Source organism: Sphingomonas psychrotolerans (assembly GCF_002796605.1).
GTDB classification, from domain to species: domain Bacteria; phylum Pseudomonadota; class Alphaproteobacteria; order Sphingomonadales; family Sphingomonadaceae; genus Sphingomonas; species Sphingomonas psychrotolerans.
Genome location: NZ_CP024923.1, coordinates 3,993,668 through 4,005,905, shown reverse-complemented (window position 1 = coordinate 4,005,905; position 12,238 = coordinate 3,993,668). Strand labels below are relative to the sequence as shown.

14 protein-coding genes are annotated in these 12,238 nt (G+C 67.1%); 8 read left to right on the top strand and 6 right to left on the bottom strand.

Annotated features, from left to right (window positions below; all coding sequences use genetic code 11):
• Positions 1-72: 72 nt before the first annotated feature.
• The 4 genes from CVN68_RS18250 to CVN68_RS18235 are packed head-to-tail and all read left to right on the top strand — an operon-like array spanning position 73 to position 4,852.
• Positions 73-1,563, top strand: a complete 1,491-nt coding sequence (locus CVN68_RS18250; RefSeq protein WP_100283459.1) for an efflux transporter outer membrane subunit — start codon at positions 73-75, stop codon at positions 1,561-1,563.
• The gene (locus tag CVN68_RS18245) at positions 1,553-2,947 is read left to right on the top strand and encodes an efflux RND transporter periplasmic adaptor subunit (protein ID WP_100283458.1); all 1,395 of its coding nucleotides are present in this window, start codon (positions 1,553-1,555) and stop codon (positions 2,945-2,947) included. Before CVN68_RS18250 ends, CVN68_RS18245 begins: the two co-directional genes overlap by 11 nt.
• Positions 2,934-3,647: an ABC transporter ATP-binding protein gene (locus CVN68_RS18240; protein WP_233503421.1), complete on the top strand. Its 714-nt coding sequence runs from the start codon at positions 2,934-2,936 to the stop codon at positions 3,645-3,647. The genes CVN68_RS18245 and CVN68_RS18240 overlap by 14 nt, the downstream gene beginning before the upstream one ends.
• The gene (locus CVN68_RS18235; protein ID WP_100283457.1) at positions 3,647-4,852 is read left to right on the top strand and encodes an ABC transporter permease; all 1,206 of its coding nucleotides are present in this window, start codon (positions 3,647-3,649) and stop codon (positions 4,850-4,852) included. The genes CVN68_RS18240 and CVN68_RS18235 overlap by 1 nt, the downstream gene beginning before the upstream one ends.
• A gap of 3 nt (positions 4,853-4,855) precedes the next feature.
• Here the strand turns inward: CVN68_RS18235 and CVN68_RS18230 are convergent, their stop codons facing one another.
• Together CVN68_RS18230 and CVN68_RS18225 are read right to left on the bottom strand one after the other, a co-directional pair.
• The gene (locus tag CVN68_RS18230) at positions 4,856-5,452 is read right to left on the bottom strand and encodes a nucleotidyltransferase family protein (RefSeq protein ID WP_100283456.1); all 597 of its coding nucleotides are present in this window, start codon (positions 5,450-5,452) and stop codon (positions 4,856-4,858) included.
• On the bottom strand, positions 5,439-6,353 hold the full coding sequence (locus CVN68_RS18225; RefSeq protein ID WP_100283455.1) for an XdhC family protein: 915 nt from the start codon (positions 6,351-6,353) through the stop codon (positions 5,439-5,441). The genes CVN68_RS18230 and CVN68_RS18225 overlap by 14 nt, the downstream gene beginning before the upstream one ends.
• Before the next feature lie 125 nt (positions 6,354-6,478).
• Between CVN68_RS18225 and CVN68_RS18220 the strand changes: the two genes are divergently transcribed.
• Both CVN68_RS18220 and CVN68_RS18215 read left to right on the top strand, forming a co-directional pair.
• Positions 6,479-7,477, top strand: a complete 999-nt coding sequence (locus tag CVN68_RS18220) for a glycerophosphodiester phosphodiesterase (protein ID WP_100284516.1) — start codon at positions 6,479-6,481, stop codon at positions 7,475-7,477.
• 5 nt (positions 7,478-7,482) lie between these two features.
• Complete coding sequence (locus CVN68_RS18215) at positions 7,483-7,767, top strand: hypothetical protein (protein WP_100283454.1); 285 nt, start codon at positions 7,483-7,485, stop codon at positions 7,765-7,767.
• Here the strand turns inward: CVN68_RS18215 and CVN68_RS18210 are convergent.
• Positions 7,743-8,489 (bottom strand): esterase/lipase family protein, encoded by a 747-nt coding sequence (locus CVN68_RS18210; RefSeq protein WP_158298951.1) that lies wholly within the window; start codon positions 8,487-8,489, stop codon positions 7,743-7,745. The genes CVN68_RS18215 and CVN68_RS18210 overlap by 25 nt on opposite strands.
• Complete coding sequence (locus CVN68_RS18205) at positions 8,480-9,130, bottom strand: TIGR02117 family protein (protein ID WP_233503420.1); 651 nt, start codon at positions 9,128-9,130, stop codon at positions 8,480-8,482. Before CVN68_RS18205 ends, CVN68_RS18210 begins: the two co-directional genes overlap by 10 nt.
• Before the next feature lie 43 nt (positions 9,131-9,173).
• Here CVN68_RS18205 and phhA point away from each other — a divergent pair, with 43 nt between their 5' ends.
• Together phhA and CVN68_RS18195 are read left to right on the top strand one after the other, a co-directional pair.
• Positions 9,174-10,040, top strand: coding sequence for a phenylalanine 4-monooxygenase (gene phhA, locus CVN68_RS18200; protein ID WP_100284513.1), 867 nt, complete (start codon positions 9,174-9,176; stop codon positions 10,038-10,040).
• Entirely contained in the window at positions 10,040-10,576 is a 537-nt protein-coding gene (locus tag CVN68_RS18195) for a DUF6882 domain-containing protein (RefSeq protein ID WP_199560125.1), read from the top strand. The genes phhA and CVN68_RS18195 overlap by 1 nt, the downstream gene beginning before the upstream one ends.
• 3 nt (positions 10,577-10,579) lie before the next feature.
• Here CVN68_RS18195 and CVN68_RS18190 read toward each other — a convergent pair whose 3' ends face one another.
• Entirely contained in the window at positions 10,580-11,521 is a 942-nt protein-coding gene (locus tag CVN68_RS18190) for a 50S ribosomal protein L11 methyltransferase (protein WP_100283453.1), read from the bottom strand.
• Positions 11,511-12,209, bottom strand: coding sequence for an SDR family NAD(P)-dependent oxidoreductase (locus CVN68_RS18185; protein ID WP_100283452.1), 699 nt, complete (start codon positions 12,207-12,209; stop codon positions 11,511-11,513). The genes CVN68_RS18190 and CVN68_RS18185 overlap by 11 nt, the downstream gene beginning before the upstream one ends.
• Between the last annotated feature and the right edge of the window lie 29 nt (positions 12,210-12,238).

The following is a 12,238-nucleotide window of genomic DNA, read 5'->3' as shown; positions in this document are numbered from 1 at the left end:
TTTCTGAAGCTGCGACAAACTGCGACATATTTTAGGTGGAACCGATCGCCTCCGCCGACCATCTTGCCAGCCATGGCCAGACGCCCGATCGCCCTGACGCTCATTCTCGCTTTGCCGCTCGTCGCCTGCGCGGCGGGGCCGGACTATCGCCCGCGCACCGCGCCCGAGCTTGGCGTGCCCGATCGCTATTCGGTCCCCGCCGACCAACGCGCCCGCGAAGACCTGACCCGGTGGTGGGAAAAGTTCGACGATCCGCAATTGGCGTCGCTGGTCCAGCGGGCGCAGGCGTCGAACCTCGACATCGCCCAGGCAGTCACTCGACTGCGCCAGGCGCGCGAATCTTTGGTCCAGCAGCGCGCATCGCTGTTCCCGAGTATCAGTGCCTCGGGCGGCGCAGCGCGCAGCGAATCGCTTCGCGGCGGGACGACCACCACGACACTTCCCGACGGCAGCGTCACCTCCTTCTCGACCGGCGGCCGCAACAGCTTCTCGCTCGGCGCCGATGCCAACTATCAACTCGATCTGTTCGGCGGGGTCCGCCGCGGCGTCGAATCCGCCCGCGCCGGCTACGAAGCCGCAGGCTTCGACTATGCGACGGTGCTGATCTCGATCGAGGCGGAGACCGCGCGCAATTACGTCCTCGCCCGCGCCGCGCAGGCGCAGCTCGCCAATGCGCGCAATTCGCTCGCGCTGCAGGAGGACAATCTCCAGATCGCCCAGTGGCGGGTGCAGGCGGGGCTGGTCTCGACGATCGACCAGGAACAGGCGCGCGCCCAGCGTGCCCAGACCGCCGCGACGATCCCCAGCCTCGAGGCCAATTACAACGGCTTCGTCTCGCGGCTCGGTGTGCTCACCGGCCAGGCGCCCGGCGCGCTCAAGGCCGAGCTCGAGGCCGTCAAGCCGATCCCGCGCGGTCCGGCCCAAGTTGCTGCGGGCATCCCCGCCGAAGCGCTGCGCCAGCGCCCCGACATCCGCGCCGCCGAACGCAACCTCGCATCGGCAACCGCGCAGATCGGCGTCGCGGAGGCACAGCTATACCCCTCGCTCGGCATTGGCGGCAGCATCGACGTCGGCAGCAGCGCGCTCAGCTCGATCTTCGACGTGATCACCGGCCGGCTGTTCGCCAACATCGCCCAGACGATCTTCGACGCCGGCCGCACCCGCAGCCAGGTCCGCTCGGCACAGGCTGCGGCGGACGGCGCGTTCCTCTCGTACAAGCAGACCGTGCTCACCAGCCTCGAGGACATCGAGAATTCGGTAATCGCGCTGCAGGCAGCGCAGCGCCGGGAAGCCGAGTTCCGCATCGCGTTGGAAGCGGCGAACAGCCAGGCGATCCTCGCGCGCATGCAATATCGCTCGGGCCTGTCCGATTTCACCACGCTCAACCAGGCCGAGAGCCAATTGCTCTCGGCGCGCAACGGCCTTGTCGGCGCGCAATCCGATCAATCGACCGCGCTGATCCAGCTCTATCAGTCGCTCGGCGGCGGCTGGGACAGCGAAGTCACTCCCACGGCCCCGGCGCGGGCCCCATCGACCACAGGCGGCACCGCGAATGGCGACTGATCCCAATTCGAACCTCAATGATTTCCTCGGTACGCCCGCGCGCCCGTGGTGGCGGCGCTGGCTCAAATGGATCATCGTCGGCGTAGTGGTGCTGCTCGCCGTGCTGCTGCTGTCGCGTTTCGTGTTCGGCGGTGCCACCGCCACGCAATATTCCACCGAAGAGGCCGCGCGCGGCAATCTCACCGTCACGGTTTCCGCCACGGGCAAACTTGCCCCGACCAATCAGGTGCAGGTCGGCTCCGAGCTTTCGGGTCTGGTCGAGACCGTCACCGTGGACGTCAACGACCGCGTCGTGAAGGGCCAGCCGCTCGCGGTGCTCGACACCTCGCAGCTCGACGACGAGATCACCCAGGGCAGGGCTCAGCTCAACGCCCAGCAGGCGCAGGTGGCGCAAGCGCAGGCGACCGTCGCCGAATCGCGCGCGCAGCTCGCCCGGCTCGAGGAAGTCAGCCGCCTCTCGGGGGGGCGTGTTCCCGCCAAGGTCGAGATGGAACAGGCGCGTGCCGCCTTCCAGCGCGCCAACGCGGCATTGGCTGCGGCGCAGGCCAATGTCGTCGCGGCGCGCGCCGGGCTCTCCTCGAACGAGACACGGCGCTACAAGGCGGTGATCCGCTCGCCGGTAAACGGCGTCGTGCTCGCCCGCCAGATCGACGCCGGCCAGACCGTCGCCGCCTCGTTCAACACGCCGACGCTGTTCGTCATCGCCGAGGACCTGTCGGCAATGGAGCTGCAGGTCGCGATCGACGAGGCCGATGTCGGCTCGGTCAAGGACGGCCAGCTCGCGAGCTTCACCGTGGATGCCTTTCCGGGCAAGACCTTCCCGGCGACGATCACACGGGTCGATCTCGGCTCCAACCTCTCGGGCCAGTCCACCACCACGACCACCACGACTCAGTCGCAGGTCGTCTCTTATGCGGCGACCCTGAGCGTCGCCAATGCCGACCAACAGCTCCGCCCCGGCATGACCGCGACTGCGGAGATCGTCACCAAGGCGCGGCCCAACGTGCTGCTCATCCCCAATGCGGCGCTGCGCTTCCGTCCCGGAGCGGGCACGAGCAGCGGCCAGGGCGGTATCGCGGGTGCGCTCGTTCCGCGCGGACGTCGCGGCGGCGGTGGCGGCGCGCAGCCCAAGGCGGCGACGATGAGTCGCGGTGCGCAGCAGACCGTCTACATCCTCGGCGACGACGGCCAGCCCCAGCCGGTGCAAGTCACCACCGGCGACACCAACGGCACCGTCACCGAAGTGACCGGCGGCGATCTCAAGCCCGGCATGAAAGTGATCACCGGCCAGCTTGCTGCCGAGGCCGGTAGCCAGCGGCGACAGGGCGGCGGCCAGCGGCGCCAAGGTGCCGGCGGCGCAGGAGGCCAGCGTGGCGGGCAGTGAAACGCCGATCATCCGGCTGCGCGGCGTCACCAAGCTCTACGGCCAGGGTGCGACTGCCTTCCAAGCGCTGAAAGGCGTGGACCTCGACATTCAGGCCGGCGATTTCGTCGCGGTGATGGGCCCGTCGGGCTCGGGCAAGTCGACCACGATGAACATCCTCGGCTGCCTCGACGTACCCACGGACGGGCAGTTCCTGTTCAAGGGCGTGCATGTCGAACGGCTTGAGCGCGACCAGCGCGCCTTGCTCCGCCGCAAATATCTCGGCTTCGTCTTCCAGGGCTTCAACCTGCTCGCGCGCACCTCGGCGCTCGAGAATGTCGAGCTTCCCTTGCTCTATCGCGGCGACGGCAAGAAGGAGCGCCGCGAGACCGCGATGGCCGCGCTCGACAAAGTCGGGCTCAAGCAATGGTGGGACCATACCCCCGCCGAGCTTTCCGGTGGCCAGCAGCAACGCGTCGCGATCGCCCGCGCGCTCGTCACCAACCCCGACGTCCTCCTCGCCGACGAGCCTACCGGCAATCTCGATTCGGAGCGCTCGATAGAGATCATGCAATTGCTCACCGATCTCAACCGGACCAGCGACATCACCGTCATAATGGTCACCCACGAACCCGACATGGCCGCCTTTGCGCGGACGATCATCCACTTCAAGGACGGGCTGGTCGAGCGGATCGACAACCACGCGCGCGAGCCCGCCTGATGCTCGGCACCACCTTCTCGCTCGCGGTCCGTTCGATCTTCCGTCACAAATTGCGTTCGTTCCTGACGACGCTCGGCATCATCATCGGCGTCGCCGCGGTGGTGGCGATGGTCACGCTCGGCAAGGCGACCACCAAGGCCGCGCAGCAACAGGTCGCCAGCCTCGGCACCAACGTCCTCCAGATCCGCCCGGGCCAAGGGTTCGGCCGCGGCGGTGGTGGCCCGCGTCCACCCGACTTCAAGGAAGCGGATGTCGAGGCAGTCGCGCGGCAGGTCGCCGGCGTCAACGCCGTCGCCCCCCAGGCGCAATCGACTGCGACGGTGATCTATCAGGGCGCCAATTGGTCGACGACGATCAACGGCACCACCAGCGCCTTCTTCCAGGTCCAGCCCTGGCCGCTCGTCTCGGGCCGCGTCTTCACTCGCGCCGAGGAGCAGGCGGGCAAGGCGGTGTGCATCATCGGCAACACGATCCGCACCAACCTGTTTCGCGGCGGCGAGGCAGTCGGCGAGCGGCTGCGCGTCAACGGCGTGTCGTGCGACGTGATCGGCACGCTCTCGACTCGCGGCCAGGGCGGGTTCGGCGATCAGGACGACGTGATCATCATGCCGATCAAGCAGGTCCAGCGCCGCTTCACCGGCAGCCGCGACATCAGACTGATGCTGGTCGGCGTGGACCCCGCTTATGACGGCGCGCAGGTTCAGGAGTCGATCAAACAGGTGCTGCGCGAACGACGCCAGATCAGCGGCGGCAAGGAAGACGATTTCAACATCTTCGACACCGCGCAGATCAGCGCGACGCTCACCGGCATCACCACCCTGCTCACCCAGATCGTCACTGCGGTGGCGGCGATCAGCCTCGTCGTCGGCGGAATCGGGATCATGAACATCATGCTGGTCTCGGTCACCGAGCGCACCCGCGAGATCGGCATCCGCCTCGCGATCGGCGCAGTGGCGAGCGAAGTGCTGATGCAATTCCTGATGGAAGCCGTGGTGCTCTCCTGCCTCGGCGGGCTGGTCGGGCTGCTGGTGGCGCAATTGGTGGTGCTCGGGCTCGCCCCGCTGATGCAGGTCGAATGGATGTTCGAGCCGCAGATCAACGTGATCGCGTTCCTCGTCTCGGCGCTGATCGGCGTGGTGTTCGGCTATTTCCCCGCACGCCGCGCGGCGAGCCTCAATCCCATCGACGCGCTGCGGCACGAGTAATTTCTACTTCCCGTCGGTCGGCAGTCCATAAAGAGCGCGCAGCTTGTGGAGGTCCTCGCGCGTGTCGACATCGACCAGCTCCGCCGGGCTGGTGACGACATGATGCCCGCGCTTGATCAGCTCGCGCCCGCCCTCATCGCCCTTCAGATCGAGCAGCGCATCGAACAGGTTCCGGCCGAACAGCGCCGGCGGACCTGGCTGCACGCCGTCGCTCGAGGCGACGATCGTGTCCGCCCCATCGGCCGCATCGAACATCCGGTAGATATGCGCCGCCGTCACCCGCGGCATGTCGGCCAGCGCGACCAGCACCGCATCGGCGCCCGCCGCCTTCGCAGCCGAGACGCCGTGGCACAACGACCGCGCCTGCCCGAGCGAAGGATCGAGACTGGGCTCGACGCGATAGCCCAGAGCCGCAAAATCGAGGCTGGTGGCGGAAACCACGGCGATGCGCGTCAGGAACGGCACATTCTCCAGCGCCGTCACCAAATGGTAAGCCAGCGGCTTGTCGAGGAACGGCTCGGCTAGCTTGTCCGCATCGGTGAAGCGCAGCGAGCGTCCCGCCGCGAGCAGGATCAGCGCAGTCCGTTCAGGCGTCAGCATGAAAACTCCTCACCATCGAAGCGGCGATCGAAAGCGCGATCTCCGCAGGCCCGATCCCGCCGATGTGGATCCCGGCGGGTCCCTCGATCCGCATGAGATCCGCCTCCGCGACACCCGCAGCGCGCAGTCGCTCCAGCCGCGCGGCATGGCTCTTGCGCGATCCCAGCGCCGCGACATAGCCGGTGGAATGGCCAAGTGCGGCGACCAGTGCCGCATCGTCGATCTTCGGATCGTGGCTGAGCGTTACCACCGCGGTGGCGCGATCGGGGCGCAGTGCAGTCACGGCCTCGTCGGGCCAGCGGTCGTCGAGAATCACGCCCGGGAAACGCTCTTCGGTGAGAAACCGTCCGCGGGGATCGATCACATGGGTGACGATGCCCAGCTCGCGCGCCAGCCCGGCGAGCCGCTGCGCGATCTGCACCGCGCCGACGATCAGCAGCCGGCGGGGGGGATCGTAGCGATTGACGAAATCCCCCTGCGAACCCGGAGCGCTGCGGCCGGTCGCAAGATCGGTCCCCACGTCGAGGAACGCACCGCCCGCCCGCGCGGCTTCGATCGCCTCGAACAGCTGCGGATCAAAGCCCTCGGCCGATACCGGCTGCACCAGCACCGCGATCTCGCCGCCGCAAGGCAGACCCACTTCCCATGCAGCCGAGTCGGCTACGCCGTAGCGCTTCACCATCGCCGGCGCGCCGGCGATCACCTCCGCCGCCGTGGCAAGGATGTCGGTTTCCACGCATCCACCCGAGACGGATCCCTCGAACCTCCCGTCACCATGCACCAACATATGGCTGCCGCGCGGCCGGGGCGCCGAACCCCAGGTCGAAACGACCGTGGCGAGCGCCATCGGTGCGCCTGCCCACGCCCGCGCCGCTGCCAGCACTCCGTCGTTTTCCGCCACGCTTCGCCTCGCTCTCGTCACAACCGCCCGATAACGCCTGGACGGTGGAAAGTTTCGTGGCAAGATCGCTGGCGATCACGACGTTGCTGCTGGCGCCGGCCTGTGTCGGCGTGCAGGAGAGAGGTATGGCCGGTTCGCCCATCGTCATCGCGCACCGCGGCGCCAGCGGCGAACGCCCCGAGCACACCTTGCTCGCCTATCAGCTCGCCATCGAGCAGGGCGCCGATTTCATCGAACCCGATCTCGTCCCGACCAGCGACGGCGTTCTCGTCGCGCGCCACGAGAACGAGATTTCGGGCACCACCGACGTGGCCGCGCATCCCGAATTCGCAAGCCGCAAGACCAGCAAGCAGATCGACGGTGCCGCGGTGACCGGCTGGTTCACCGAGGATTTCACCCTCGCCGAACTCAAGACGCTCCGTGCGAAGGAACGGCTCCCTCAGCTCCGCCCCGGCAATATGCGCTACGACGGACAGGCCGAGATCCCGACGCTCGACGAGATCATCGCGCTGGCCAAACAGGCCTCGCGTGCAACCGGCCGGACGATCGGCATCTATCCCGAGACCAAGCACCCGAGCTATTTCGCCGCCATCGGCCTGCCGCTTGAGGAACGGCTGATCGCGGCCCTGCACTCGGCCGGCTGGGACCGCGCCGATGCGCCGGTGTTCATCCAGTCGTTCGAAGTCGCCAATCTGAAGAAGCTCAAGTCGATGACTCGCGTGCCCCTCATCCAGCTGATGAGCGCGAGCGGCGGTCCCGCGGACGGCGCCGAGCCGAGCTATGCGGCGATGGCGATGCCCGCGGGGCTCGCGCGGATCGCAGGCTATGCGGCGGGGATCGGCCCCGAACGGACGATGATCCTCCCCGCCTCGGGTCCCGCCACCAGCCTTGTCGCCGACGCGCATGCCGCGGGGCTCAAGGTCCACCCCTGGACCTTCCGCGCCGAGAATTTCTTCCTGCTTCCCGCGTATCGCACCGCCGGCGGCCCGGCCGAACAGGGTCGGCTCGCCGAAGAAATCGCGTATTTCATCGGACTCGGCGTCGACGGCTTCTTCAGCGATTATCCATATATAGGTGTAACAGCGCGCGCGTCGGCATCCGCTTCGCCCGCACATCGAAAGTAGAATTCATGCGCAAGTTGCTTCTCCCGATCGTCATCGCGCTTCCCCTCCTTTCGGGCGGCTGCATCGCCAAGACCGCGTGGGACGTTGCCACGCTGCCGGTCAAGGCAGGCTCGCAGGCAGTCGACTGGACGACCACCAGCCAGGAAGAATCCGATCGCAATTACGGCAAGAAGATGCGCGAGAAGGAAGCCAAAGAGGGCAAGGAGCGCCGCAAGCGCGAGAAGGAATGCAAGAAGAACCCGGACAATTGCCAGTCCTATGACGGCTACCGCGCCTCGGATCCTGAGTGATCGCCCAGTATCTGCGCCACGGCGCGCAGCACTTCGGGCTTCATCTGAACCCATAAATGGCTGCTGCTGATTTCGATTGCGCGCGCGCCCGAATCCTCTGGCTCGCGGCAGATCAGGCCATTCACCAGCCCGTCATTGCGGCTCCAGATCGCTGTCGCCGGGACGGGTAGCGGCCTCGCCGCCTCTTTCAGCCGTGCGTTCAGCGCCGGATCGTCGATCTTCTCGCCGGTCAGCCATTCGAACTGACGCCAGACATTGGTGCAGGTCGGCGGGCCGGCGAAAGGCGCGCTGATCGTGATCACTTCGCGCACCAGTTCGGGATGCCGGTGCGCCGCTACCCGAGCCATGATCCCGCCGAGCGATACGCCAATCAGGGTGACTTTCTCACCGGTCTCTGCATGCAGCGTGGCGATCCGCTCCATCAGTCGTTCGCCTTCGGGTCCGATCGCGCGCGCGCCCAGATTCCTGCCGAGTGCCCAGCCTTCGGCGCGATAGCCGAGGCGCGCCAGATAGCGCCGCATCACGAAGTTCGAGCGGTCCGAATTGACCAGCCCGGGCAGCAGCAGCACCGGGCGGCCATCGCCTCGTGGTACGTCGTCGAGCGTCTTCCACTCGCGGATCAGCCGCCCCAGCCCCCAGGCGGCGCGCGGCCATTCGGAAAGCAATGCCAGCGGCGGCGGCGGTACCTCGGCGGAGGCGGGTACGGCCAGTTTCAGAACCATTGCATCACTCCCGAGGGAAACGGCGTCCATATTCCGGCCCGGACGCCCGCGGCGCGCAGCGCCTCGCCCGTCCAGGCATTGCAGGTACGGAACAGGCTGTACCCACCCCGCGCGCCGTAGAACGCATCAGCGGCGCCATAGCCGCGTGCCGGCGCCCCTTCGCCGAAAGTCCCCCGAAGAAATGCCGCCAGCCGCCGATATTCTTCGGGGCTGAGCGTGATCGCTTTTGCATCGGGCCCGATTTGCGGTTCCGCGATGTGCGATACGTGCATCACGGTTTCACCCGCGCCGGCCATCGCGCGCGCGACTCGAAGCGGGTTCACGTCCCACCAGGTCGGGGTATTCAGATAAAAGTCGCGGTCGCCCCAGCCGAATGCGAGGTGGCTCGCGGCGGCTCGCGCCGGATCGGCGAGATGCTCGGGCCGGATCAGGTCGTCCCACGCGACGCCCTCCGCGGAGACCGGCAGCACCAGATCGGTATGGATGCCGTTGTCGATCACATAGACGGTCACGCCCTGTGCCGAAGGCTTCCACCCGCGATTGGCGGGTATCGCGCTTCCCACCAGTCCCGCGGCAAGATAGCAGAGCATCGCCACGCCCAAAGCGAGCGACAGCTTCCATGTCCAGCGCAGGGTCCGCACCAGGCCATTTCGTATCATTTGCAACAATGCTATGGCGGTTCCGATGACCAACGACACCCATGTCCTCGACCGTCCGCCCGAGGGCGCGGCGGCCGACTGGACGATACCGCAGAATTGGCAGGCGTACACCGCCGAGGAACACGCGACCTGGGACATCTTGTTCGAGCGTCAGGCGAAGCTTCTCCCCGGCCGCGCTGCGCAGGCCTATCTCAAGGGCCTCGATGCGCTGCGTCTGTCCGAATCGGGCATTCCCGATTTCGAGGAATTGTCCGAGCGGCTGATGAAGCTCACCGGCTGGCAGGTGGTCGCGGTCCCCGGCCTCGTCCCCGACACGGTGTTCTTCGACCACATGGCCAATCGCCGTTTCGTCGCCGGCAACTTCATCCGCCGTCCCGACCAGCTCGATTATCTCCAGGAGCCCGACGTATTCCACGACGTGTTCGGCCACGTGCCGATGCTCGCCGACCCGGTGTTCGCGGATTATCTCGAAGCCTATGGCCGCGGCGGCGTTCGCGCGATGGAGCTCGGCGCGCTCAAGCAGTTGGGCCGGCTCTATTGGTACACGGTCGAGTTCGGGCTGGTGCGGGAGGCCGAAGGCTTGCGCATCTACGGCGCCGGCATCGTATCGAGCTCCGCCGAGAGCCGCTTCGCGCTCGAAGACCCGAGCCCCAACCGGATCGGCTTCGACCTCCGCCGGGTGATGCGTACCGAATATCGGATCGATGATTTCCAGCAGAATTACTTCGTCATCCCGAGCTTCGAGGAGTTGCTACGCGTGACGATCGAGACCGATTTCGCGCCGCTCTACGAAGAAATCCTGCCGTTGCCCGACATCCCCGTCGCCGAGATCCTGCCGACCGACGAAGTCATCACTTACGGTACGCAGGAATATGCACGGGGCCGCGCCTGATGAAGTTTCTCGATTCTCTGTTTGGCAAGAGGGAAAGCCCCGCTCCGATCGAGAAACCAGTCGCAGTCGATGCTGCAAGCGACGCAATTTTCGAGCGTGCCGACGCCGAGCTGCGGCTCAAAACCGAAGCCGCGATGGGAATGTGGGGCTTGGGTTCAGGTGAAAGTTGGGCGGCCGATCTCGAAGCCGGGACGATCACCTTCGTCAATGACAAGGGCTGGGAGATCACTGCGCCGGTGCAGGTGGTGGGCACGCTCAACACCGCCGACGGCACTTGGCTATGGGGCTGGGACCACCCTTCGGTGCCAGAGCCGGTCTCCGCACATGCGCAACGCGTACGTGAGTTCGGCGAGCAGCACGGCCTCGCGGCGCTCACCACCCGCAAGATCGAAGCCGAGGAATCCGACGGCTGGTCCTTCACTGCGCTGGCTTGCCATCTCGCGGACGCGCAGGGCGGCTATCGCGGCCCCGCCGGCAATACGCTGGTGTTCATGACCTATGGCGAGGTCAGCATCCGGGATCCAAACGCCGGCTGAGCGTCAAATATCGAGCGCCCAGCCGTCACGTCCCTTGGGATCGGGCGGCGTGGACGGCACGTAGCGCGCTGCCCCCGCCCGCAGCCGCAGGATCGTCCAGTCGCCGCGGCGATCGAATTCCTCCAGCGTGCAGCCGCAGCCCGCAAACGCCGCCACCACCTGCACGCGCTGCGTCTCGAGCAGCCCCGCGAGCACGATCGTCGCGCCGGCATCGGCAATCGCCGCCAGCTCGGGCGCCATCGAGACCAACGGCCCGGCAAGGATATTGGCGATCACCAGATCATAAGGCGCCTGCGCCGTGATCGCATCGCTGAGCGCGCCGTCGGCGACGACGAGGTCCACACCCCCGATCCGGTTCGCCGCGGCGTTTACCTGCGTCACTTCGATCGCGGAGGGGTCGATATCGGTCGCAACGATACGCGCCTCAGGCCAGAGATGCGCCGCCGCGAATGCCAGCAGCCCGGTGCCGGTGCCCACGTCGATGACGCTCGCGAAGGCGCGGTCCGCCATCGCGTCGAGCATCCTGAGGCATCCCGAGGTGGTCGCATGATGCCCCGTCCCGAACGCGCGGCCGGCATCGATCAGGAAGGCGCGTCCGCCTTCGGGCGCATCGACCGGATGCGCGCTGGTATGCACCACGAACCGGCCTTCGCGGATCGGCTCGAGCCCCTGCTGGCTCATCGCCACCCAATCCTCGTCGGTCAGCGGCTCGATCACCGGCGCGACGCCTGCCGCGCTCGGCGCCAATGCGCGCAGCGCCGCAATCATCGCCGCATCGGGTTCCTGCTCGGTATAGGCGTCGAGCCGCCAGCGCTCGACATCGTCCTCGACTTCCTCGGTGGTCATCAGCACCGCGTCGATCGCCAGCTCGCCGGCATCGATCGCCTCGGCCTCGGCGCGGGTGCAGGGGAAGCTGGTCTTCCAGCTGTCGACCTCAGCGGACATAGCTCGCCCCGTTCACGTCGAGGACCGCGCCGGTCATCGAGGGCGGCGCCTCGAGCGCGCAGAAGCGCGCGAGCGTCGCCACTTCCTCAGGCGCGGCGACGCGGCCGAGCGGGATGTCCGCGAGCAATTTCTCGCCGCCGCGGCTGGCCAGATACTCCTCGGCCATGCCGGTCATCGTGAAGCCGGGGCAGATCGCGAAGGCGAGGATACCCTGGTTCGCATAGCCGCGCGCGATCGACTTGGTCATGCCCACCATGCCCGCCTTGGACGCGGCATAATGCCAATGTGCGGGGCTGTCGCCGCGATAGGCAGCACGGCTGGCCACGTTGACGATCCGACCCGGCCGGCCCTCGGCCTGCCAGTGGCGCACCGCGAGCCGGCACAATTCGGCCGATGCGGTCAAATTGACCCGCATCGTCCGCTCCCATCCTGCAACCCAATCGTCATGATCGAGGTCGAGCGGATTGCTTTCGAAGATACCGGCATTGTTGATCAGCACGTCGATCCGCCCATCGAGCACATCGAGGGCCTTCTGCCAGAGCGCCTGCGGCGCGGCCGGATCGTTGAAATCGGCAGGAATGCCGCTGCGCGTGCCCTGGCCGACAAGCCGCAGGCCTTCGCCGGTCAGCGAGTCGGCAATGGCCGCGCCGATCCCGCGGCTGGCGCCGGTGAGTAGGATATTGGTCATAGGACCGCCCTAGCCCGAAGGCCGGGGCG